Source organism: Paenibacillus sp. J22R56 (assembly GCF_056269375.1).
The window spans coordinates 373,334-395,437 of record NZ_JBWDNV010000007.1; the positions used below are offsets into that span (position 1 = coordinate 373,334).

General features: G+C 46.0%; 24 protein-coding genes, 1 tRNA gene and 1 riboswitch. Of the genes, 4 read left to right on the plus strand and 21 right to left on the minus strand.

Annotation, left to right across the window (positions count from 1 at the left end; genetic code table 11):
* Positions 1-23: 23 nt before the first annotated feature.
* Both AC0YNT_RS18850 and AC0YNT_RS18855 read right to left on the minus strand, forming a co-directional pair.
* The gene (locus tag AC0YNT_RS18850; protein ID WP_167277660.1) at positions 24-512 is read right to left on the minus strand and encodes a hypothetical protein; all 489 of its coding nucleotides are present in this window, start codon (positions 510-512) and stop codon (positions 24-26) included.
* A gap of 158 nt (positions 513-670) precedes the next feature.
* On the minus strand, positions 671-1,330 hold the full coding sequence (locus AC0YNT_RS18855; protein WP_475806013.1) for a TerC family protein: 660 nt from the start codon (positions 1,328-1,330) through the stop codon (positions 671-673).
* Between the two features lie 156 nt (positions 1,331-1,486).
* On the opposite strand from AC0YNT_RS18855, the gene AC0YNT_RS18860 reads away from it, so the two are divergent.
* A complete protein-coding gene (locus AC0YNT_RS18860; RefSeq protein WP_475806014.1) occupies positions 1,487-2,197 on the plus strand; it encodes a TerC family protein in 711 nt (236 codons plus the stop codon).
* Positions 2,198-2,223: 26 nt separating this feature from the next.
* Here AC0YNT_RS18860 and thiI read toward each other — a convergent pair whose 3' ends face one another.
* The 11 genes from thiI to AC0YNT_RS18915 form a co-directional block, all read right to left on the minus strand.
* The gene (gene thiI / locus AC0YNT_RS18865; RefSeq protein ID WP_167277653.1) at positions 2,224-3,444 is read right to left on the minus strand and encodes a tRNA uracil 4-sulfurtransferase ThiI; all 1,221 of its coding nucleotides are present in this window, start codon (positions 3,442-3,444) and stop codon (positions 2,224-2,226) included.
* A 1-nt stretch (position 3,445) separates the two neighbouring features.
* Positions 3,446-4,606: a cysteine desulfurase family protein gene (locus AC0YNT_RS18870; protein WP_475806015.1), complete on the minus strand. Its 1,161-nt coding sequence runs from the start codon at positions 4,604-4,606 to the stop codon at positions 3,446-3,448.
* Positions 4,607-4,705: 99 nt separating this feature from the next.
* Positions 4,706-5,395, minus strand: a complete 690-nt coding sequence (locus AC0YNT_RS18875) for a lytic transglycosylase domain-containing protein (protein ID WP_475806016.1) — start codon at positions 5,393-5,395, stop codon at positions 4,706-4,708.
* A 239-nt stretch (positions 5,396-5,634) separates the two neighbouring features.
* Positions 5,635-6,234: a nitroreductase family protein gene (locus AC0YNT_RS18880; RefSeq protein ID WP_475806063.1), complete on the minus strand. Its 600-nt coding sequence runs from the start codon at positions 6,232-6,234 to the stop codon at positions 5,635-5,637.
* Positions 6,235-6,458: 224 nt separating this feature from the next.
* The gene (locus AC0YNT_RS18885; RefSeq protein WP_475806064.1) at positions 6,459-7,199 is read right to left on the minus strand and encodes a DUF6081 family protein; all 741 of its coding nucleotides are present in this window, start codon (positions 7,197-7,199) and stop codon (positions 6,459-6,461) included.
* Between the two features lie 41 nt (positions 7,200-7,240).
* Positions 7,241-8,161: a UbiA family prenyltransferase gene (locus AC0YNT_RS18890; RefSeq protein ID WP_475806017.1), complete on the minus strand. Its 921-nt coding sequence runs from the start codon at positions 8,159-8,161 to the stop codon at positions 7,241-7,243.
* Positions 8,162-8,338: 177 nt separating this feature from the next.
* Positions 8,339-9,094 (minus strand): hypothetical protein, encoded by a 756-nt coding sequence (locus AC0YNT_RS18895; RefSeq protein ID WP_475806018.1) that lies wholly within the window; start codon positions 9,092-9,094, stop codon positions 8,339-8,341.
* The gene (locus AC0YNT_RS18900) at positions 9,091-9,789 is read right to left on the minus strand and encodes an ABC transporter ATP-binding protein (protein WP_475806019.1); all 699 of its coding nucleotides are present in this window, start codon (positions 9,787-9,789) and stop codon (positions 9,091-9,093) included. Before AC0YNT_RS18900 ends, AC0YNT_RS18895 begins: the two co-directional genes overlap by 4 nt.
* Before the next feature lie 4 nt (positions 9,790-9,793).
* Positions 9,794-10,189, minus strand: a complete 396-nt coding sequence (locus AC0YNT_RS18905; RefSeq protein ID WP_475806020.1) for a GntR family transcriptional regulator — start codon at positions 10,187-10,189, stop codon at positions 9,794-9,796.
* 45 nt (positions 10,190-10,234) lie between these two features.
* Complete coding sequence (locus tag AC0YNT_RS18910) at positions 10,235-10,993, minus strand: ABC transporter permease (RefSeq protein WP_475806021.1); 759 nt, start codon at positions 10,991-10,993, stop codon at positions 10,235-10,237.
* Positions 10,986-11,939, minus strand: a complete 954-nt coding sequence (locus AC0YNT_RS18915) for an ABC transporter ATP-binding protein (protein ID WP_475806022.1) — start codon at positions 11,937-11,939, stop codon at positions 10,986-10,988. Before AC0YNT_RS18915 ends, AC0YNT_RS18910 begins: the two co-directional genes overlap by 8 nt.
* Before the next feature lie 136 nt (positions 11,940-12,075).
* Between AC0YNT_RS18915 and AC0YNT_RS18920 the strand changes: the two genes are divergently transcribed.
* The gene (locus AC0YNT_RS18920; RefSeq protein ID WP_475806023.1) at positions 12,076-12,591 is read left to right on the plus strand and encodes a DUF6886 family protein; all 516 of its coding nucleotides are present in this window, start codon (positions 12,076-12,078) and stop codon (positions 12,589-12,591) included.
* A gap of 95 nt (positions 12,592-12,686) precedes the next feature.
* Here AC0YNT_RS18920 and AC0YNT_RS18925 read toward each other — a convergent pair whose 3' ends face one another.
* Positions 12,687-14,465 carry a methyl-accepting chemotaxis protein gene (locus AC0YNT_RS18925; protein ID WP_475806024.1) on the minus strand — a complete coding sequence of 593 codons (1,779 nt, stop codon included), beginning with the start codon at positions 14,463-14,465 and terminating at the stop codon, positions 12,687-12,689.
* Positions 14,466-14,554: 89 nt separating this feature from the next.
* Positions 14,555-14,641: riboswitch (cyclic di-GMP riboswitch) on the minus strand.
* Positions 14,642-14,809: 168 nt separating this feature from the next.
* Here AC0YNT_RS18925 and AC0YNT_RS18930 point away from each other — a divergent pair.
* Both AC0YNT_RS18930 and AC0YNT_RS18935 read left to right on the plus strand, forming a co-directional pair.
* Positions 14,810-15,022: a YrzA family protein gene (locus AC0YNT_RS18930; RefSeq protein ID WP_167277627.1), complete on the plus strand. Its 213-nt coding sequence runs from the start codon at positions 14,810-14,812 to the stop codon at positions 15,020-15,022.
* An 80-nt stretch (positions 15,023-15,102) separates the two neighbouring features.
* Positions 15,103-15,178 (plus strand) — tRNA-Thr (locus AC0YNT_RS18935).
* A gap of 89 nt (positions 15,179-15,267) precedes the next feature.
* Here the strand turns inward: AC0YNT_RS18935 and AC0YNT_RS18940 are convergent.
* From AC0YNT_RS18940 to AC0YNT_RS18970, 7 genes are all read right to left on the minus strand, one after another.
* Positions 15,268-16,626: an aminotransferase gene (locus tag AC0YNT_RS18940; protein WP_475806025.1), complete on the minus strand. Its 1,359-nt coding sequence runs from the start codon at positions 16,624-16,626 to the stop codon at positions 15,268-15,270.
* A gap of 33 nt (positions 16,627-16,659) precedes the next feature.
* The gene (locus tag AC0YNT_RS18945) at positions 16,660-18,129 is read right to left on the minus strand and encodes a CoA-acylating methylmalonate-semialdehyde dehydrogenase (RefSeq protein WP_475806026.1); all 1,470 of its coding nucleotides are present in this window, start codon (positions 18,127-18,129) and stop codon (positions 16,660-16,662) included.
* Between the two features lie 268 nt (positions 18,130-18,397).
* Complete coding sequence (locus AC0YNT_RS18950) at positions 18,398-19,156, minus strand: hypothetical protein (protein WP_475806027.1); 759 nt, start codon at positions 19,154-19,156, stop codon at positions 18,398-18,400.
* Positions 19,153-19,578 carry an HIT family protein gene (locus AC0YNT_RS18955; RefSeq protein WP_475806028.1) on the minus strand — a complete coding sequence of 142 codons (426 nt, stop codon included), beginning with the start codon at positions 19,576-19,578 and terminating at the stop codon, positions 19,153-19,155. The genes AC0YNT_RS18950 and AC0YNT_RS18955 overlap by 4 nt, the downstream gene beginning before the upstream one ends.
* A 4-nt stretch (positions 19,579-19,582) precedes the next feature.
* The gene (locus tag AC0YNT_RS18960) at positions 19,583-20,065 is read right to left on the minus strand and encodes an NUDIX hydrolase (protein WP_475806029.1); all 483 of its coding nucleotides are present in this window, start codon (positions 20,063-20,065) and stop codon (positions 19,583-19,585) included.
* Positions 20,066-20,263: 198 nt separating this feature from the next.
* Positions 20,264-21,520 carry an FAD-binding protein gene (locus tag AC0YNT_RS18965; RefSeq protein ID WP_475806030.1) on the minus strand — a complete coding sequence of 419 codons (1,257 nt, stop codon included), beginning with the start codon at positions 21,518-21,520 and terminating at the stop codon, positions 20,264-20,266.
* Positions 21,521-21,641: 121 nt separating this feature from the next.
* On the minus strand, positions 21,642-21,983 hold the full coding sequence (locus AC0YNT_RS18970) for a hypothetical protein (RefSeq protein WP_475806031.1): 342 nt from the start codon (positions 21,981-21,983) through the stop codon (positions 21,642-21,644).
* Between the last annotated feature and the right edge of the window lie 121 nt (positions 21,984-22,104).

Here is a 22,104-nt window from a genome sequence, read left to right on the forward strand (position 1 = left end):
TACTTTCCTTACCTTTGCAGCACTTACCAGCGACGACGCGATCGGTTCGTGATTACCATCCAGCCTCCGGCAACCATTAACACAAGCGCAACAATATAGATCCCCCAGCTCCATAACAAGACGAGCAGCAGAAAAACAGCTGAAGCAACGGCTAGCGCTATAGACGCCGTGAGCGCAACACGCGGGCGGGACGAGCCGAACAAGTAATATTCGTATAAGCCGACAGCAACGCCAAACAGGAACAGCGGCCACAAATATTTCAGTACATCCCATCCAAAGATGTTACAAACCATAAACAGCAGTGCAGACACAGTTAGTATTCCACCGGGAACAAGGACTGCCGCGGGAAGAAGTCTGCCAAAATAGAAGACATGCAGCAAAATTCCCGGAATGAGGACGAGCAGCGGCCAGAAAATAGCCCCCAAAAAGCTGAATACACCAAGTTTGCCCAGTAAAATAACGACCCCGACTAGTAACACAATAATTCCAGCGGAATATTTGTTATTAGGCATTTGCGTTCCGCTCCTTACAACGTCTACCCCCATACATGACGAAAGACGCCAGTTTTTATCTATCATAGTTTAAAGGAACTGCGATGAAAATACCAGCGGGAACAGAAGGAACATTGCAAAAAAATACCGTTCACCTGTGAACGGCTTGTGAAAATAGATTAAGTTCTTCGTTTTAATAAGCCAATTATGACGACAAACGGTATACATAAAAGCGGTATCGCCTCCGCGGCTGTCCTCGATCCATTGAATAATAAAGCGTCCATCCCGGGATCATGAACAAGCATACCGCCTGCAGCAAAACCAAGTAATCCAGCTCCAATATATACAAGTGGAGGGAATTTGTGCAGAAGCGACCCCAGAATTTGGCTGCCCCAAATGATCATAGGTATGCTAATTGCAATCCCGAGCAAAATAAGTACCGTATCGCCATCCGCAACTGCTGCAATCGCCAGCACATTATCAAGACTCATAATAAAATCCGCTGCAACAATGGTACGAATGGCGTGTGCAAGAGATTTCGATTTTTTGCTTGGCATATGCAGATCACCTTCCTGCCCCGCATCGGCAAGCAGCTTAGCTGCAATATAAAGGAGCAGCACAGCGCCAATCGCCTGCAGATAAGGAATTTGAAGCAACGAGATAGCTGCAAGGGTCAACAGACAACGCAGTCCTACTGCAGCGAGTGCGCCCCACCAAACGGCGCGTTTACGTTCCTTAGGTGGAAGCTGCTGACTAGCCATTGCGATTACGACGGCGTTATCTCCACTGAGCAGCAAGTTAATCAATACAATTTGAAGAAAAATGAGCACACTATCCACTTTACGTTCGCCCCCTCTATTTCACCTGTATGTGAGGCGGACAAGTTTTATGAAAGGATGTCCTAAAAAAAAATGAATCCATCCCCGTCCTTCCTGCGTAGATAATGAAGACTTCGAGAACAGAAGAGGAATTGTAAGAAGGGAGGGTCAAGAAAATTGGATCTATTTTCATTAGAATTCTGGCTGGCATTGCTCAATATCGTCTTTATCGATCTCATTCTTGCGGGTGACAATGCCATTGTCATCGGTATGGCCGCTCGTAATTTGCCTTCACATCTGCAAAAGAAAGCGGTTCTATGGGGTACGGCAGGGGCGATTGGCATCCGGATTATTGCTACAATCGTAGTTGTGCAGCTTCTGGATTTGCCTTGGCTTCACCTGGCAGGCGGTATCTTATTGCTCTGGATCGCATACAAACTGCTTATTCAAGAAGATGATAAGCATGGCGATATTAAAGCTGGCAGTACGCTTTGGCAATCGATTCAAACGATCATTATCGCTGACGCGGCAATGGGCATCGACAATGTCATCGCGGTAGCAGGTGCATCGCATGGCAGTATGCTGCTTGTTATACTGGGTCTGCTCATCAGCGTACCAGTCATCGTGTGGGGCTCTACGCTCTTCATTAAGCTGATCAACAAATTTACTTGGATCATTTATATCGGTTCCGGTGTCCTTGCTTATACAGCCGCTAAGATGATCACACACGAGAAGATATTTAAGGAATTTTTCGAAGAAAGCCCCGCTTTCTATTGGTCATTCCTTCTCCTCATTATCGTCCTTATTATCGCTGCAGGTCTTTATACGAACAATCGTATTCGCAGCAAAAGACAATCCTTACAAGAGAAAAGCAGAGAATCCCACTAAGGGATCTCTGCTTTTTATTTTTTTATTTAGAACCAGCGATCCTCTCCGGCTGTCTCGCCTGATGCCTGTGCATCTGGAGTCAGTTCGATCACCTCGGTACGTTCTACAGCCTCACGCAGCAGCTGCTCCAGCTCTGGAATATAGGATTCCGCCCGCTCCACCACATTCAGATTCGGGTTTGTGCTTGGCGATTTCGGCAGGAACAGCGTACAGCAATCCTCATAGGGAAGGATAGACGTTGTAAAGGTTCCAATTCGCTCTGCTTCGTTAATAATCTCCTGCTTATCCATCATAAGCAAAGGCTTAAGCAACGGAAGAACTGTCGCTCGGCCAATGACATTCATGCTTGGCAGCGTTTGACTAGCTACCTGACCCAAGCTTTCACCTGTCACAATGCCGCCTGCACCAGTTTTTTCAGCAAGCTGCTCTGTAATCCGAAGCATCGCTCGACGCATGAGCGTAATCATCAGATTATCCTGCTTCGCCTGTACGAGTCTTGTCTGAATTTCCGTAAAAGGCACCATATGCAGCTTCAGCGGCGCCCCAGCATAGTACGACAGCCTTCTGGCCAGCTCAATGACCTTCTCTTGTGCCTTATCACTTGTAAACGGATAGCTGTGGAAATGAACAGCCTCAAGCTCCAGACCTTTGCGCATCGCCATCCACCCTGCTACCGGGCTGTCTATTCCGCCAGACAGCAGCAGCAACGCTTTGCCATTGGATCCAAACGGAAATCCTCCTGCACCCAAAATTACGGTGTTAAAGATATACGTAGCTTCTTCTTGAATATCCACGCGCAAATCAACTTCCGGCTTACGGACATCCACTTTCAGCTCCGCAATTGCCCGCAGCACATGAGAACCAACCAAATGATTCATTTCCTGTGAATTATGAGGGAACGGCTTCCATGCCCGCTTAGCACTGACTTTAAAGGTTGCAGGCGGATGATCCAGCTCCTGCATAACTTTAAGGGCAGCGGCCTGGATTTGTTCAAGCTCGTTAGGAACGCCGATAACAGGACTGAAGGAATAGATCCCAAATACATCTTTTAAACGCTCTGAGATAGGCTCAAACGGCTCTCCGTTCAAGCTGATGGTAAGACGGCCAAAGGTTTTGGCATAAGTAAGTGCAGGGAACTCTTGAAGAGCCAATCTAATCTGTTGAAGCACACGTTTCTCAAACTGGTTGCGGTTACGCCCCTTCATGATGAGATCGCCATATCGAACAATAATCTTATCGTAAATCACGTTAAAATCTGCTCCTTTCGAGCGGTTTCAACTGCGCTACAGTCCGGCGCAGCATTTCAGCAAGCTTATCTATATCCTGCTCTGAATGTTCATCACCAAAGCTGATTCGGATTCCACCAGCTGCGTGTTCAGAGCTAGCTCCCATCGCCAGCAATACCCGGCTAGGTTTATTGTCCTTTGAGGAGCAGGCCGATTTGGTAGATACAATGGCGCCATGCTGCTCCAGCATATGAACAATTACTTCCGGCTTCATGCCGGGATAGGAGAAATGTACAATATGTGGTGCCATTAGTGCAGCATCTTCACTTCCGTTAAGCTTTAATTCCGGGATATGCATTGCAGCATGCTGGATAAGCTTATCACGCAAGGCATACATTCTGCTGCGGGTTTGCTCTTCTGCCTGCATGGCCATCCGCAGCGCTTTAGCAGATGCGACAATACCCGGCACGTTCTGAGTGCCTGCACGCAGGCCGCGCTCCTGTGATCCGCCAGACTGCAAGGGCTGCAGCTGCAACCCTTCACGAACATACAAATAACCGATGCCTTTGGGACCACGAAGCTTATGAGCAGAACCGCTTAGCAGAGCAATACCCCATTCTCTTGGCTTAACAGGCAGCTTACCTATACTTTGTACCGCATCCACATGGAATAAGATCCGAGGATAAGCCGACAAAAGCTTGCCAATCTCTGCAATAGGCTGAATAGAGCCTACTTCATTATTGACATGCATGATGCTGACTAATATCGTCTCATCCGTTATAGAGGAGCTTAATTGATCAAGATCGATATGACCTGTCGAGTTAACCGGCAAATAAGTGACCCGGAAGCCTTCTTGCTCAAGCTGCCCAAATGCATCGTTAACAGAAGCATGCTCAATTCGGGTAGTAATCAGATGATTGCCACGGCTCTTGAATTGTCTGGCTGCTCCTTTAATGGCGAGATTATTGCTTTCTGTCCCACCAGAAGTGAACAGCCACTCCTCCGGCTTCACTCCAAACTGCTCTGCAAGCAGTGCCCTTGAACGGGCGATCAGCTTATCGGCTTCAGTTCCCGCGCGATGAATGGAGGAAGGATTAGCGTAATGGGCTTTCATTACTTCCGCGAATGTATCCACAACTTCATCATAGGGCGGGGTTGAAGCGCAATGATCGAAATACAGCAATTTTGTCAACACCTTCCTAAAAATGAGAAAACCTCTATCGAGTCCTCTCAAAGATGAGTGACCTCGTTTAGAGGTAGGTTTTTTTACAAAGCTTACGGATTAATAGCGGGCCTCAAGCACCTTATCTATGTACCGTTGCGTCTCTACCGGCAGCTTGCCTAGACTCGCCTGAAGCTCACTGTCTGTTGAAATGCCTAGCTTATCAACTCGTCCAGGGCCGGCATTATAAGCGGCAAGCGCCACTTGTTCATTGCCATTATATTTGCGGAGGAGGTAGGACAAATACTTTGATCCGCCATCAATATTTTGCTGAGGATCCAAGGAATTCGTTACGCCTAAACCGCGGGCAGTAGCATCCATCAACTGCATAAGCCCTTTCGCTCCTGCCGAAGATACGGCATTGGACTGGAATCCAGACTCCGTACGGATTACACCTCTTATTAATTCTGGATCAATACCATATTTGGCTGCAGCTTCTGAAATTAATGCGTCATATTCCGTTGGTGCTGTGCTGCTAGCGCCTGTTTCTGTATTAATAACCGTATTATAAAGGCTTGGAATACTCGACAATTTCGCTAAAGAATCGGACGATACCAGAGAGCTTGTCTCATCCAAACTGCTAAGGCCGGATAAATCGCCGTTCATAAGCTGGGCCAGCAAAGTATCAAAAATGGATGTATTGCTGTCGCCAGTATTCAAATCAAGCGGATTAACCGCGGATTGAAAGTCCAAGGTTGGAGATAGCTGTAACTGAAGCAGCTGCTTCAGCGTGCGGGAATCGATACTCATAGGTTCCTCCTGTCGGACAAGCGTAAACGGCTGCCTCGTCCTTAGGAGGAGCAGCGTACGTTTCGCGGGTGAAATATAAGCGCAGTATAAAGTGAATTTATACTTTCTTATATTTTAAAAAGGGTATAAATATTGTATCGGTTTTTATTGTACATGTTTTTAACTATGGCGGCTAGTATTACACCTCGAATATAGGGAAAAGCAGCCCCGTATCTTACCGGAGCTGCTTTCTGCTTTAATTATTTAAAAATTTTCACACGCTCATCAATCGGCTGGAACTGTTTCTCACCAGGCTCAGCGGTTGGCGTGCCAAACGGCATTTGCGCGATCAGCTGCCAGCTGCTTGGAATATCCCAAGCTTGCTTCACTTCTTCATCAATCAGTGGATTGTAGTGCTGCAGAGAAGCTCCAAGACCCTGCTCTTCAAGCAATGTCCAAACAACATATTGAGCGATCCCTGAAGATTGCAGCGACCATTTCGGGAAGTTATCTGCATAGCTTGCGAATTGCTTTTGCAGTCCTTCGATAACAGTTGTGTCTTCAAAGAAAAGCACTGAACCGTAGCCAGCTTTGAAGCTGTCAATACGCTGTTCCGTAGAAGCAAATTGATCGGCTGCAACCATTTTGCGCAGAGTTTCCTTCACAATATTCCACAGCTTATCGTGATTCTCACCCAGCAATACAACAGCGCGTGCGCTTTGGGAGTTAAACGCAGATGGCGAATATTTCACCGCTTCTTGAACAAGATTGATAATTTGATCGTCCGAAATGGTTGATTGTTTACTGATTCCATAATAAGTGCGTCTTGCTTTTACCGCTTCAAGTAAGCCTTTTGAGATAGTAGAAGTATTTGACATTTTCTCCGCCTCCTAGGTGGTTTCATAAGTAACTTTCTTTATGTTAGTAACATTACAATATACCGAAGGCCATGTCAAGCACTTCGCTTGTTATGATGTCTAAAGTACTGGCCAATATGAGTGTTAATGATTGCCGAAGAGCGCCGAAGAGCTGTGTTTGAACGCAAAAAAGCCGCTCCACAAGGAACGGCTTTGATCTTAAAGCTTTATTCTTCAGTTTCTTCAGTAACTGTAATCGTAATAGGAGAATATTCCCCGATTACCGTTTGACCATGAACGGATACGCTGCCTTCCGGTGTTAAATCCTTCTCGGTCATGATGCCAAGAGCCACTGTGAACTGATTAAATTTCACTGGAACATTATGCTCTCTGCGAATTTCCACACCGTTAACGTAGAAGACGATCTCGTCTTTCTCCCGATTGTAGGTGATTTTATACGTATTAAACTCTCGTGGCTGGAATTCCGTTGATTCCTTAAACACACAGAAATATCTCGTTTTATCCGATTCTGGCACTGGAACTCCAGGGAAAGGTAAAACGGCATACACACTTGCGTACTTGTCATTGCCAGCGAAGAAATCAAGCGCTCCGCCCGTTGTAAAATCAAGCAGGTTCAAGGATGCGTATCCGTCATACAAGTCGCCAGGGGCTGTATTCTGCGAACGTGCGCGAATTTGCAGCTCGAAGCTGATCTCACCCTTCTCCGGCACTTCAACTGGCTTCGCTGAATAATACATATGTTTGGCATTGTCGAGAATTTGAATCTTATCATGCTTACGGCTTAGCGGCGCGCGAACATAAAGAATGCCGTTGCGTACAATAACTACCGCATCCGGCTCGCGGTATTGCCAGAACGATCCGTCCGGCAGCGGGAAGCCGCCAATCGTCCATATTTTACCTTCATCCAGAATGGTATCGAAATCACCAAGAACCCATTGTTTACTCATCATCTATTCCCTCGACTTTCTATGCTATATATGATCAAACCTTAGATTAGACCTTGAATCACTAACGCAATAATAAGAATTAACCCGCAGCGATTCGTCGCCTTAACGGATCCGCCCATAAGCGGCAAATAGGCATGCGATGGATTCTGATCCTTCAACTTGCCGTAAACGGAATAGAGCGGAATAGCTGTCAGCACTGCAAGAAGCGCATACCAAGGCAATGCCCCTGCCAGAACACAGATAACGAGCGAAACATAAGCCAGAACGAGCAGCCATCTTGAAAAGACCAGCGCCCGCTGCTCTCCCCATACCACGACAAGCGTCTTTTTGCCTGCCTGCTTGTCCCCTTGCCAGTGTAGAAAATGATGATTAAATAATATAAGAGTCGTCAACAGTCCGATCGGAAGCGACAGTAAAAGCGCCCGGTAATCAAGCTGCGATGATTGCACATAGTAAGCACCAGCTACGGGCAATATACCAAACGACAGCAAAATCGCCACTTCGCTATACCCTTTTCCTCGGTAACCAAAACGAATCGGAGGCGCAACATAGAAATAAGCAATCAAACCGCCAAGCCCTCCAAATACAATAACCGGCCAGCCGCTAATAATGGATAAAATAATGCCGCTGATTGCTGCAATACCAAATAACGACCACGTTACCGTTGCAAACATTCGAATACTCCATGTTCCGTTCGTCAAATATCCTGAATTTGTAGAGATAGCCCCTTCTGCCTGCTTGGCAGCCTCATCTGTTCCGTTGTAGTAGTCCCACAAATCATTAATCATATTCGAGAACAAATGAGCCGCTCCCGAGCCTACTAATGTAAGCAGAAACAGCCAAAAGTTGAAGTTTCCATCCCATACAAACGCGCCAAGTGCGCCAAGCGCAACTGGAATGAGCATAACAGGTAGGACACGAATTCGTGATGCCTTCATAAATTGTTTCATGATGTTGTTCAAGCTGCTTTCCCTCTCCCTTCCCTATCATCCGTCCAATCCTAATCAACCCTAATTGAACCACTTTCGCCAAGCGAACGTCAACTGAAAGAATAGGGCGAAAGCATCAATTTCTGACAAAAAAAGAGCCTCTTCGGGTACTGAGACCCGAAAGAAGCTCTTTAAGCATGACTAGAATGGTTATCCATTCATTTGTACTTTCCGATTGATTAAATAGGTCATCACATAAATCAAGACAATCATTATAACTATCTCGAACACCAATGGTCCCCAGAAATTCGGAACTAACGTTTCCACTTTCACCCCAGCTGGTGTATTGCTTATCTGCTCGCTGACCGATTGGAAAAACTCATCCGTTGAAACCGACATTTGCGGGAACAAGAAGTCCTCTAACCATTTGCAAATAAACTGAATAACAAAAAATACAGCAGTACCAATCCATACGCCTGCTTTTCCCGTAAATACTTTCGCAAACGTAATACTAAGAAAGATCATAACAATAAGCAGAGCACCTGATACCATCATCGACCAGAAGCCTTTCTCCGCCAAAATATCTGATACTAGCAGTGAGCCTGTATCCAGAGTTAAGCCAAGAGTCAGGAGATGAATAACGCCAAGCACTACGATGACAATCAAGCTTACCAGACCAAGCAATAATGGCGACAAGACTGTATACAAAGCTGGAAGCGGAAGTAAACGGCGATTGAAATAACGCAGATTGCGTTCATAGGTTTTGCAGGTTGTGACGCATACAGTCACAGAGACCGCAAGATACAAGAGAAATGCCAACACATACAGCAGTTCATTCGCCCAATGATTGATTTGTCCCGTCACTGTTAATGCAGCCTGTGCAATAATAAACAGACAACCTACTACTAGCAAATAACTGGAGTTTCTTTTCCAATCATATTTTACGAGCTTCAGCAAATCCATCATTCCGCAAACACCTCTTTAAACAGCTCATCCACACTCTTGCCCCTGGTGAAGCGTATCGTCTCCACTTCCTCTTGAAGCACCACATTGCCGTTCTTAATAAAGATAACCTCATCAAAGATCCGTTCAATATCCCGCACCAAATGGGTTGAAATAACTAGACAGCTGTCCTCGTTATAGTATTTTACGATCGCGTCCAGAATCTTCTCCCGGGCAACAGGATCAACACCGCCAATTGGCTCATCCAGCAAATAAAGCTTGGCATTGCGGGACAAAGCAAGCGTTAGCTGCATCCGGTCATTCATCCCTTTAGACAGCGTATTGATCTTATCCGATGGGTTCAGATTCATGAACTGCAGCATTTCATTTGCTTTCGCCTCGTCAAAGTCCGAGTAGAAATCCTGATAGAAGCCAATAGCGTCTTTTACACGCATCCAGGATTCCGTCAGCGGCTTATCAGGCATAAACGACGTCCACGCTTTTGTCCGCGGGCCACTTGCCTCACCGCATACAAGCAGTTGGCCGGAGGATGGCTGCATTAGACCTGCCGCTATTTTCATTAGTGTACTTTTGCCGCTGCCATTGCTGCCAAGCAAACCAATAATTTTACCAGGCTGAATTTGAAAGGATACATCCCTGAGCGCATGCTTAGATCCGTAAGATTTCGTCACACCTGATAATTCCAAGATCGATTCCACGTTTCTATTCACTCCTGTCAGGATGTTTGTCTGATCCGCCGTCCTTCACGGCATCTGTTACGATGGCGATAATATCGTGCTTGTTAAAGCCAAGCTCCTTCATGCCCTGCACAAACCGTTCGAGCAGCTCGCCCGCCATTTCTTTCTTAATCAACATAATCGTCGACTCCCTACTCGTCACAAATCGGCCAAGTCCTCGTCTTGTTTCTACAATTCCTTCACGTTCCAGCTCCTGGAACGTACGTTGAATCGTATTCGGATTAATCTGAAGCTCAAGGGCAAGGTCCCGTACGGATTCAATTTTATCGCCGGGGCTTAATTTGCCGGTAATGATCTGCTTCTTCACATAATTCATAATCTGGATATAAATCGGCATATTGTTGTCAAATACGATTGTCACTGATGTTGATTCTCCTTTCCTTCGTCGGCCAGGGAAACGCCTCGCTTATGCGATATCGCGCTTCTTAAATACGGCAAAGCTGACGGATAGGAACAGCGCCATATATACAAGCAGTATAACAATCGAAAAAGCCATCGTCATCCCTTCAATCGGCGGCCCTTCTCCGTTATAGACCGACAGATCCGTATTGCTGAACAATAAATACTTCGTAATGGTATAGCGGGAGAGCAGCATAACAAGCAGGCTTCCTACCATCATGGAGAAAATCCCGACACCAATTGACGCACCGTTCGACTTCGTCAAAATTCCGATCATAAAGGTCATGGTAACGAACACAATCGAATAGACTGCAAGGCTCGCGATATTGGTTAGGAAATCCGACCATGTAGATTCCCCAGCTCCACCGCCGTAAACGATATAACCGGCAACAACGGAAAGCACAGCTGCAGTAAGAACCAAAGTAAGCGTATATACTACCGAAATGATATATTTGGATGCTAAAATTTTATTACGGCTTTGCGCCCGGATCAGGAGAAATTTAATCGTTCCGTAACGATGCTCTTGCGTAACGCTGCCCGCCGCTGCAAGGACTGCAAGAACCGGTACAAGCTGTCCCGCAGCCTGCAGCATGATTGTCCCTGTAGCGAAATCCACTGTTGAGTTAAGACCATCAGGTGATAACTCATAGAAGGCGTAAGCCAATATACCAAATACAACCGCGAGAATCGCATACGCGACGAAAAATGATCTTTTCTTAGAGAGCTTCAGCCATTCGTTTACCAACAATCCTGTAAAATTACGCAATGCGGTTCCCTCCCGTCAGCTTCATAAATTCTTCTTCGAGTGTTTCACGAACTTCTTCAATTCGGTAAATCTCCACGCCTGCCGTTGACAGTTTGCCAACAAGGCCCGGGATTTGATCCTGTCTGAGCTGCAGGGTAATCCGATTCGTTAATGCATCAGCTCGTACAATCGTTATATCCTCCATCAGACTGATTAACTCCTGTGCACGCTCTGCATTTCCTACTTGAAGCGAAATAGACAGAAGCTTTTGTGTAGGAGTCTCAGATTCACCAAGTGAACGAATCGTAACCAACTTGCCTTCCTGAATGACAACAATCCGGCTGCACATCAGTTCAATCTCGCTCAGCAAATGGCTGGAGACCAATATCGCTATGCCCTCTGCTTCGGCGATCTGTTTCAAATACTCACGCATCTCTCTAATCCCGGCTGGATCCAGACCGTTTGTTGGCTCATCCAAAATCAGCAGTTTGGGCTCATGCAGCAGCGCTTGTGCGATACCAAGCCGTTGACGCATGCCAAGTGAATAAGCCTTCACACGTTTACCCAGCGCATCCTGCATCCCAACAAGTCTTGTCACTTCCGCGATCCGGGCTTCTGTCACACCTGCGGTCATCCGCTTATATTGCATCAAATTATCGTAACCGGTCATATACGGATAAAACTCCGGGTTCTCTATAATCCCCCCGACATGACTGATAGCCTGCTCGAAGTTTGTACGCACGCTTTGTCCGCAAATACGTACATCCCCGCTTGTCATTCCAATCAAGCCAACGATCATTCGCATCGTTGTTGTCTTACCTGCCCCGTTTGGACCAAGCAAACCTACCACTTCACCCTTCGCAATATCAAAGGACAAACCATCTACAATCGCTTTGCCGCCTATCTTTTTCGTTAAGCCATCCAACTGAAGCACAATCGATGGATTTGATATTTTAGCTGTTTTCATCTCGCAGCTCCTTTTGTATTAGTGTTATAGTTGAATAGTACACTAGGTCATTAGTATTGTAAAGAGGTTTTTTTGAAAAAATTATCCATTTCCTCTAGAATAGAAAAGCATCTCGATTCGGATCGGAGGTTTTACGATGAGATTGTTTCATTTTAGCGAGGAATGTTCGATTGAACGTTTTGTCCCCAGGGTAAAGGCGAACCGCACTAATATGCCTCCTGTCGTCTGGGCGATTGATGAGGAGCATGAATTCACCTTCTTTTTCCCAAGGAAATGCCCGAGAATTGTGTACACGAGATCAGAAAGCTTAACCGAAGCAGATAACCATTTGTTCTTTGGTCTCACTTCCTGCAATATCGTCATTACAGTAGAGACGGGCTGGTACGATCGAATTAAGAAAGCTGCCTTATACCGTTATGAGCTGCCTGCCGAGTCTTTTCAATTGTTTGATGAAACTGCCGGCTATTACATCTCCACGGAGACGATAACTCCACTATCGGTGCAGACACTTACTAATCCACTGGACCTATTGATGGCCAAAGATATCGAGGTTCGGTTCACCTCTAATCTACATCCATTGCGAGAAGCTATTATGCAATCATCCCTTACGGATTTCGGCATACACCAATTTGATCAAGCAAGCGCTCAATAAAACGTCAAAAAGGCTGTTCTCCCATTTCGATTAACTGGGAAAACAGCCTTTTGATTTTGCTATGAAAAGAAATGAGAAGAAATTGAAAAGAAATATTACACTTTAAAGATTGCAGCCTTCTCTTTCAGCTCACGAGAAGATTGCTGCAGGTTTTGCGCCATCCCTTGCAGGTTGTCAGAGATATCATTCTGCTCAACGGACAAGTGACCCATTTGCTCCATCTTGCCGTTCACCTCGGAGGAGGTATGAAGCAGCTTGTCCACTGCGGTTACGATGTGGGTGATGCCTGTTGTGATCTCGTTAATGGCTGTCGAGATTTCACTTACCTGCTCAGATAACGTATGGCTTTGCTTCTCCAGCCCTTTGAACACATCACTTGCCGAGATGGAAGCCTGCTTCGTGGAGAAGATCACTTCTGCGAAGGCTCCCATACTCTTGCTGCTTGATGCGACGTCCTCTTGAATGAGCAGCATTTCCTTCGAAATATTTTTCGAGATCAAATCGGTTTGACTCGACAGCTTGCGAATCTCTTCAGCGACTACTGCAAAGCCTCTGCCATGTTCCCCAGCGCGTGCTGATTCAATCGACGCATTCAGTGATAACAGATTGGTCTGCGTATTCACATCTTGGATATTACTGAGAAACTTCGAGACATTGCTATACCGTTCTGTAATCCGGTTGAAGGCTTCCGTCACCTGGTTAAATTGCTCCACCGTCTGGTTAACCATCTGAACGACACCTTCCATATCAACCGAACCTGTATGGGAATCATCTTTCATTTGCTGCATGTCTTTATTGATGTAGTCGCTCGAAGCCGCAATTTCCTGCGAGCTTGCCGAGATTTGCTCGGTAACTGCCGAGATTGAGGTAGCATCATCAAATTGGGAGAGCAATACGGCTGTACCCAGATCGATTTGCCCTTTTACTTGCTCGGAAGCCGTACGGTTGCGGCCAATCATCTCACCCATCTGGTTCGACATTTGAAGAACGGTCTGGCTGACACTAAGTGTTGCTTTTACCGTAGCTTTCAAATTATCACCCATGGCTGCAAGTGAGCGATCAATATCGCCAAATTCATCTTTTCGGTCCAGCGATTTATCATATGTAAAATCATTGTGCTGATAGGCGTTAATACGCCCCATAATCCCTTGAAGACCGGCTTTAATACTTCTTACCAGTCCAATTGTGAACAGGAACGGAATAACCGCCAAGATCAGAACGTTAATAAGAATAATCATATTAGCTGTATCAACACTGTCGGACAATTTTTTATCCGTTTGCGCCGCATCAACCGTAATGCGCGCATTCACATTCTGATTCGCAAATTCCAGCTCGTTCAAATAAATATTTACGAGTCTAAGTACAAGTGCTGATTTCATTTCAGCAGTCAAATTTTCGAACTCCGTTACATTGGAGCTCTTCAAATCGTTATACGCGATCTCATAGATGTTACCTTGTCCAATATAATTCTGCTGTTCTTCTTCTGCCGGGAACATTTTGTCCAGCTTCTCGAACGTTTTCTTCAAATGCTCCAGCTGACCAGGCATGTCCGCCAGACGTTCTTTCGGATCTACCACCGCAGATGCTGTGCTGTCATTGTTGTTCTCAATCGAGTTAATCATTAAGAGCAGCGTCTGAAGCAGCGTATTTGATATCCCCTCATACTCGCGCTGCGCACTCGTTAATGTATTTGTTTCTTTTACAGCATGCGATACCGATAGGTTCTGCGTGTAAATAAATACACCAGCCACTACGTTAAAGAAAGTGATAATACTGGTTAGCAGGAGTAATCTGACTCCTATCTTCCGTCTGCCTCCCAAAACCCGTTTGCTTGATCCCAGCCATTGTAACGCTTTTCTAACCCGTTCCTTCATCCTCGTCTCTCCTCGCTGTCACTGAATAAACAAAATAAGCTATCCGGCCAAAGACGGGCGGATAGCTGGTTAAGGCACTATGTCCTGCATCCGGCGGTCTGGCAACCATCGCTATATCCAGCATTAGGCCCATAACTTTGCGTCCTTGCCTTTCGGCAAGTTTGCCTTTTTCAGTGTAATTACGACTATTTTCGACACAGGCACTAGTTTAGGATAAATCTACCTTTTTGTAAAACAAAAAATGGTTCTATTGCCATCCCTCTATTACTATCGGCTCAACTCTTTGAAACCATTAGTAATAACGGTATAATAGATTCAGCTTACATTGACAGGAGACGTGCAGGATGGAGTTTCGTTTAGATCTGATTGAAGATAAAGTTGAGTTTTTTGAAGCAGGCGATTTGCGTACACTGGAGCTCAGGATTGACCAGCAAATTGAGAATAATAAAGCTCTGCTGCTGCAAGTCCATCAAGTCCAGCATCATGCTGTATTTAATCCAAATACAGGGAAAATGCAGTACAGTGCAGTCGTTCATTTCAAGGCAAAAAAACATTAAAAACTTTTTTTTGAAAAAGGGGTTGCATAATCAGTACAAGCTGTGGCATAATACGTTTTGTGCCCGATACAAAACAATATGCCGGTGTAGCTCAGTTGGTAGAGCAACTGACTTGTAATCAGTAGGTCGTGGGTTCGACTCCTATCGCCGGCACCATCTTTTTTTCCGGGACGTAGCTCAGCTTGGTAGAGCACCATAGAGCAAACGCAGGAAGCTTGATAGCAATCAGGCTTTTTTTGTTTTTCCTAAACTTTAATATTCGCAAAAACTTCCTTTAACGTTTCGATAATAAAGGTGACATCCTCATCGGTAGATGACAACGGCGGACTGATCGTAAGCACATTATTGTAGCCTGCGACGGTATCGCCGTTTTTGCCGATTATTAACCCCTTCGCCTTACACTCTCCAATGATTCGAACGACGCCGGCAAGCGGATATGGCTCCTTCGTTTGCTTATCACTTACAAGCTCAATCCCCATTAAGAATCCAAAGCTTCGGATATCCCCTACAATCGGATGCTCCAGCAGCACCGAGAGCTCCTCCGTTAATCGTTCACCCAGCGCTGCAGACCGTTCGACCAGCTGTTCCCGCTCCAAAATCTCCAGATTCGCTAGAGCTAGTGCACAGGATGCCGGTGAACCGCCGAAAGTATTCAAATGTCGGAAATGACTGTACATCTCTTTCCCTTTAAATGCTTCATAAATGTCTTTACGCACCGCTGTGACCGACAAAGGAAGATAACCGCTGGTCAGGCCTTTCGCCATCGTTACCATATCCGGCTTAATACCGTAATTCATATGTCCAAACTTCCGGCCGGAACGTCCAAATCCGCAGATCACCTCATCCATGATAAGGAGAACACCATACTTTGTGCAAATTTCCCGCACTTTCTCCAGATAGATCGGCTCCGGAACGATCACTCCACCACCTGTGATAGCCGGCTCCATAATGACTGCCGCTATGGTTTCCTGGCCTTCCCAATTAATAGTCTCCTCGATATCGAGAGCACATTGCAGATTAAACTGTTCAATCGTCATTCCCTCGGGGCGGCGGTAGCTGTCAGGTGGACGAACATGGAGGAAGCCTCCGGCAAGTGGTTCATACATATACTTGCGCTGAGCTTGCCCGGTTGCGGCAAGGGCCCCCATCGAATTGCCATGATACGCCCGGTAGCGGGAGATGAATTTGTAACGGCTTGGAGCACCGGATTGCTCAAAATATTGCCTTGCGATCTTGAAAGCCACTTCATTTGCATCGGAGCCGCTGTTGGAGTAGAAGATGATATAATCATCCTCCAGCCATTCATTAAGCTTCTCCGCGAGTTGGATCGCAGGAACATGGCTTTGTGTCAGCGGATAATAGGACAAGGATTTAAGCTGCTCGTAGGCTGCGCGAGCGAGCTCTTCTCTGCCGTAGCCAACATTCACGCACCAGAGTCCCGACATCCCGTCCAAATAGCGATTTCCCCGGTTATCGGTAATCCATGAGCCTTTCCCTTCCGTAACAACCATGGGAGGTGCCTGTTCATTATAAGGTGTCATAGCATGCCATACATACTGGCGATCCTTCGCGATCAGATCTGCCTCTTCTTGATTAATCGACATGACTACACTCTCCTCTCCTTCAGCCATTTATTATTAATAGCGGGCGGTCACCATTTTCTTGCGCGTATAGAACTCTACGCCATCCCGGCCATTAGCATGAAGATCTCCATAGAAGGAATTCTTGTAACCCGAGAATGGGAAAAAGGCCATCGGCGCGGGCACACCTAGATTGATACCCAGCATCCCTGCATCAATCTTCTCACGGAACTGGCGAATCGCCTTCGCACTGTCCGTATACAGACAGGCGCCATTCGCGAAGTCCGACTGATTGCTGACCTCAATTGCTTCTTGCAGAGACGCCGCTCGAACGATCGCAAGTACTGGCGCGAACAACTCTTCCTTCCAAATTGTCATGCCTGGGTTTACATGATCAAAGATGGTTGGTCCAATAAAATAACCCTCTTCGGCAACTGTATCCAAACGCCCATCCCGCAAAAGCTGTGCTCCTTCTTTTACCCCAAGCCCGATATAGCCAATCGTTCTGTCCTTATTCTCCTGCCTGATCACAGGACCAAGGAATACGTCTTCCTCTAAACCGTTACCGATCTTGATTTGGTCTGCTGCTTCCACAAGCTTCTGCTGCAGCTTATCTGCCGCATCACCAACGGCAACCACAACGGAGCAGGCCATACAACGCTCGCCGGCTGAACCAAAAGCTGCAGCAATAATATTCGTCACTGCAAGCTCCATATCGGCGTCCGGCATCACGATGGAATGGTTCTTCGCACCAGCCAGTGCTTGCACGCGTTTGCCATGCGAAGCAGCGGTCTTGTACACATACTCCGCGACCGGCTGTGAGCCAACAAAGGAGATCGCTTTCACTTGTTTATTTTCGAGCAGCCCGTTCACCACATCACGAGCGCCATGCACGATGTTCAGTACTCCATCCGGCAAACCCGCTTCCTTGAATAACTCAGCTAGACGGTTCGACAGGATTGGCGTGCGCTCAGATGGCTTCAAGACGAACGTATTACCGCATGCAATCGCAAGTGGAAACATCCAGCAGGGCACCATCATCGGAAAGTTAAACGGCGTTATACCGCCTACGACACCAAGCGGATAACGATACATGCCTGATTCTATGCCTGTAGCAATATCGGGCAGCTGGCTTCCCATCATTAAGGTTGGAGCTCCCGCTGCGAATTCAACGCACTCAATACCACGCTGTACTTCACCATGTGCTTCCGTGTAGCTTTTACCGTTTTCCGTAGTGATGATCCGGGCTAGTTCGTCCCATTTCTCAATGAGCAGCTGTTGGTATTTGAAGAGAATCCGCGCTCTCCTAGGCACAGCAACCTCCCGCCACTCTTCGAACGCGAGCTGAGCAGCTTGGACTGCACGGTCAACATCCTCCTGCCCCGAGTACGGAACTCGTGCAATGACCTCTCCTGTAGCAGGATTCGGAACGTCTTCATAACGGCCGCTTTCTGGCTCTACCCATTCTCCGTTGATATAGTTTAGAACCGTAACGACAGCTGACTGAGACTGCGGCAAATGGACCACCTGCCTTTCCTTCCACTTATTATCTATGTCTAGTATAGAGCCCGATATTACCGTTTTCATTAGACATAATGTCACGAAGTGAAGAGGCTTTTTCAACCTGATCGTCACAAACTACGTATTCGAATAACTCCAACCTTTAAAAGTCATTTATTTCAAATCTAAAATAAATAACAATCAAAAAAAGCGGTCATATAGTTTTAGGCAACTATACCACCACTTCTGCGACTTATTAATGTACATTTCAAAGCTTCTTCTTCATGAGAGAATCTTATTGCAAACCTTTATAGAATTGCAGAGCTTCTGAGAGCATTGTTTTATCGTAGCCAGTCTTGTGATGGATTCGAGTGCACCATTGTTTAATATCTTCAGTTGCGGGCTCTTCATATAATCCTTGAGTTGTGCTTAAGACACTGCTCCAGTTATAAAATTCCCAATGAGCGATTTCATCATTGAAAGGAATTCTGCATTCTAATAGAGGCCGTTGCTTAATCGTATTCTGGGAGATCTCTGCCGCTTTCCATAGGTCTGTAATTGCAACCGGCGTTGTATCAAAATCCTGCTGGCTCATTTTCCCGTTTGGTCGATGGTATTGTACCTTAAGCAAGTTTCCTTCAGCCTTTACCTGGATTTCGGCAGCCGGGAAAAATCCTCGTAATTTATCCGCATGATAATCCTCACAATCAGAATCAATTAGAACAGGATTTAGCCATTGATCCCCTAGATCACAAAAATAACGGTAGCCGTGTTCACTCTTTGCAATAACTGCCACATGTGCATCCGGCGTCCCTAAATCATGACCAACTGGAAAAGCTTCAATCCCCTCTTGTTCAAACTCATGGAGCAGCCATAAAGAGAGGTCAAAGCAATTTCCTGTTATCCCATATTGCTCGCGATGTTCCTTCATCAGAGAAACATCTCTTTGTTTTGTTGCTGTATTTTGCTGATAGTACCAGGCTTTTGTTAACGTCTCCATCGGAAAATGATCAAATTTTCTCCATACCTTTAAGATTTCTTCAGGAGCATTCATACACGGGTCTCCTTCGTTAAGACTTGAAGAATACGATCTCTCGTCTTCTGCAAATGTCTCTCAGCTCCATGAGGCTGAAGAGGCTCGCTCCATGAGAAGCCATCCCCCTTATATCTCGGAATCAGATGCATATGGTAATGCGTCAAATCATTAAAGAAGCCGCCATTCTGGCAGATGGTGATGCCATCAGGATGGAATACTTCCTTCAAGGCGACAGAAACCTTTTTGGATGCATCCATGATGGCATACGCGGTGTTCGAGTCGAGCTCCTCTATATCGAGATAATGCTGCTTGGGGAGAATTAAGATATGACCCTCATTAAACGGTGCGATATCAAGCACACAAGTTATAAATTCGTTTTCATAAATAAGGTTTAAGTCCGGTTCAATTCCATTCACGATGCGGCAGCCTAAACAGTCCATGTGGCTATATCCTCCTATCATGTCTTATTTCAAATTGTGGTTTCGTTACATACTCCAAGTAAGGGATTGAGCCGTCAAAATCCAAATAAGCCTGGTATCTTGTCTGAATGGCAGGCGAATGGATCAATTCAAGCACCTTTTCCTTCTGAACCCAGCGGACTTCCGATGTTTCTTCAGTTGTCCGTAAGACGCCGCCGATTGGACGACATACAAAATCCAGCATCAGCTTTGTTGGAACATCGGTTACCCCGTCATGCCACTTATACATACCAGTATTGGAATACACGCCAATCAAGTGTGAGACAATGCAGTCAATTCCACTCTCTTCCTGAATTTCACGCATAAGCGCATCGGTTAAATTTTCTCCAGCCTCCACTTGCCCGCCAGGGAATACCCAGCCATTATGCTGCGTCTTCACAAGCAATATTTCACCTTGCACATTCTCTACAAATCCACCAACCGCTACAATATGAGTGGGCATCGCCATAGATTGGACCTCCATACAATGGATTAACTTAACCGACGAACTTTATTTTGGATTAATATGGAGGACAGCTATCTCGGACCCCCATTTCCTAAATATGTAAACGCATTATTATGCACTTTGTTGCATCCAACTAATAAAATATATTCTTATCAAAAATAAACCGAGACCCCTTACAGGGACTCGGTTTCCTTGTTATTTCTAAAAAATATACTCATCCACATACGCATTGCGGAACTTTCCGTCTGGGTCGCATTGTAACAGCAGTTCACGGAATTCTGGGAGTTTCTCATACAGCAATTGCACACGCTCGGCTGACATGGTGTACAGCTTAGCCCAGTGAGGACGTGCATCGAATCGCTCCAGCTTTGCTTCAATCAGAGGAAGCACCTGCTTAACTGCCTCCCACTCCGGCTTCCATGTGAAATGGAATGCAACGGAATCCTGCTTATAGTTCGGGCTGAGCCACAGCTCATCCGCCGCAATGGTACGAACCTCGGAAATAAACAAGAGCGGTGCGATCTGTTCGCTTAGCTCATTAATTGCACATAGTGCTTCATAGGCATGATGGCGTGCTACAAAATATTCGGTCTGCAGCTCTTCACCGGCGCTAGGGGTAAAGTCCATCCGGAAATGCGAAAGCCGCTCATGCCATGGTCCCGGAACACCTAGCTGCTCACTGCAATTTTCCGCCGTCTGCCCTGGTACAGGATGAAGCTTCACCGCTGCAGGAATAGCCCCGAAGAAAGTCCCTCCCTCTATAGGGCTAGCCTCTCCTGCCAATCTCTTCTGCCACACTTGGTTAAACCTGGACTCCTTCCAATCGGTGAAAAGGCTGACGCTGTAAGCGCTTGAATAAATCGCATCAAAGTTACTCTCGAGCTGCGCCAATGGAAGATTCTCATAGAGATATTGGCTGATCTCAAACAACGGAAAAATGTCCAGTGTAATGGCTGTTACTACGCCTAGAGCACCGAGACCTACAACAGCTCCATTAAACAGTCCATTCTCATCATCCCGAGTAAATACCACCAACGTTCCATCAGCTTTAACAATCTCAAGCGCATATACCGCCGTTGAAAGATTGCCGTTTCGATCGCCTGAGCCATGAGTTGCTGTTGCGATAGCACCAGCTATTGTAATATGCGGCAGTGAAGCCAGATTGTGCAGCGCATAGCCCTGTTGATAAAGATATTCGCCAAGTTCCCCGTAACGGATACCACCCTCAACTTTTACACGGTTATTGGTCTTGTCCAGCTCCAGAACACGATTCATCTTCTGAAGGCATACCAGGCTTGCATTCGTATCCGCTATTCCATTAAAAGAATGCCTTGATCCAAGCACTCTCAGTTTGCTGCTGCGAACTACAATATCCTGCACTTCTTCTACTGTTTCGGGAAAGAGATATTCTGATGCACTATACTTATAATTTCCTGCCCAGTTACGATCATTTGCCACAATACGTACACTCCTTAAGAAGTTATTCAAGTTGAGAAATCTCTCATATAGTCATTATGCGTATAAGCCTTCGTTTCCTGCTAGAGGCAAAAATAAAAAACCAGCCTCATAAAAAGGCCAGTTAATTTGCTAAACCAGAAATATCTTTAAATTCGCCACGCTCGCACGCTGCCTCGAAATCTTCTTCATCCATGCCATTCATCTCATCAATCCGCGTAATGAGCCGCAAACCTTCTGCTAATAACTCAGGTTGGTAATCAAAAATCTGATTGATAGGAACACTCGGGTCAATCATTTGCTCTATCGTCCATTCACGGCTCTGAAAGCTGAAGCTTAACCTTATGCTAACTTCCTCTTCTATGCCTTCCAGCTTTACAGCCAGAACATTGTCGAGCATTTGCAAACCCTGGGGCAGCACATGATATTTAAAGCCTTTATCTATTAACGAAGTAATACGGATCACCCAATCGACTCCCCCCATGAACTCGTCAATATAATACCAAATCTTTGCGAAAAATCAACAAAATTCGCCAAGGTTCTCTGGGCCCATGAAAAAGAGCTGCCTCTTATAAGAAGAGACAGCC

Bases quoted from the DNA above. Each gene is read 5' to 3' on its own strand.
- AC0YNT_RS18850 (WP_167277660.1), bottom strand. From the start codon at position 512: ATGCCTAATAACAAATATTCCGCTGGAATTATTGTGTTACTAGTCGGG.
- AC0YNT_RS18875 (WP_475806016.1), bottom strand. From the start codon at position 5,395: ATGAGTATCGATTCCCGCACGCTGAAGCAGCTGCTTCAGTTACAGCTA.
- AC0YNT_RS18885 (WP_475806064.1), bottom strand. From the start codon at position 7,199: ATGAGTAAACAATGGGTTCTTGGTGATTTCGATACCATTCTGGATGAA.
- AC0YNT_RS18895 (WP_475806018.1), bottom strand. From the start codon at position 9,094: ATGATGGATTTGCTGAAGCTCGTAAAATATGATTGGAAAAGAAACTCC.
- AC0YNT_RS18915 (WP_475806022.1), bottom strand. From the start codon at position 11,939: ATGAAAACAGCTAAAATATCAAATCCATCGATTGTGCTTCAGTTGGAT.
- AC0YNT_RS18920 (WP_475806023.1), top strand. From the start codon at position 12,076: ATGAGATTGTTTCATTTTAGCGAGGAATGTTCGATTGAACGTTTTGTC.
- AC0YNT_RS18925 (WP_475806024.1), bottom strand. From the start codon at position 14,465: ATGAAGGAACGGGTTAGAAAAGCGTTACAATGGCTGGGATCAAGCAAA.
- AC0YNT_RS18930 (WP_167277627.1), top strand. From the start codon at position 14,810: ATGGAGTTTCGTTTAGATCTGATTGAAGATAAAGTTGAGTTTTTTGAA.
- AC0YNT_RS18940 (WP_475806025.1), bottom strand. From the start codon at position 16,626: ATGTCGATTAATCAAGAAGAGGCAGATCTGATCGCGAAGGATCGCCAG.
- AC0YNT_RS18950 (WP_475806027.1), bottom strand. From the start codon at position 19,156: ATGAATGCTCCTGAAGAAATCTTAAAGGTATGGAGAAAATTTGATCAT.
- AC0YNT_RS18955 (WP_475806028.1), bottom strand. From the start codon at position 19,578: ATGGACTGTTTAGGCTGCCGCATCGTGAATGGAATTGAACCGGACTTA.
- AC0YNT_RS18960 (WP_475806029.1), bottom strand. From the start codon at position 20,065: ATGGCGATGCCCACTCATATTGTAGCGGTTGGTGGATTTGTAGAGAAT.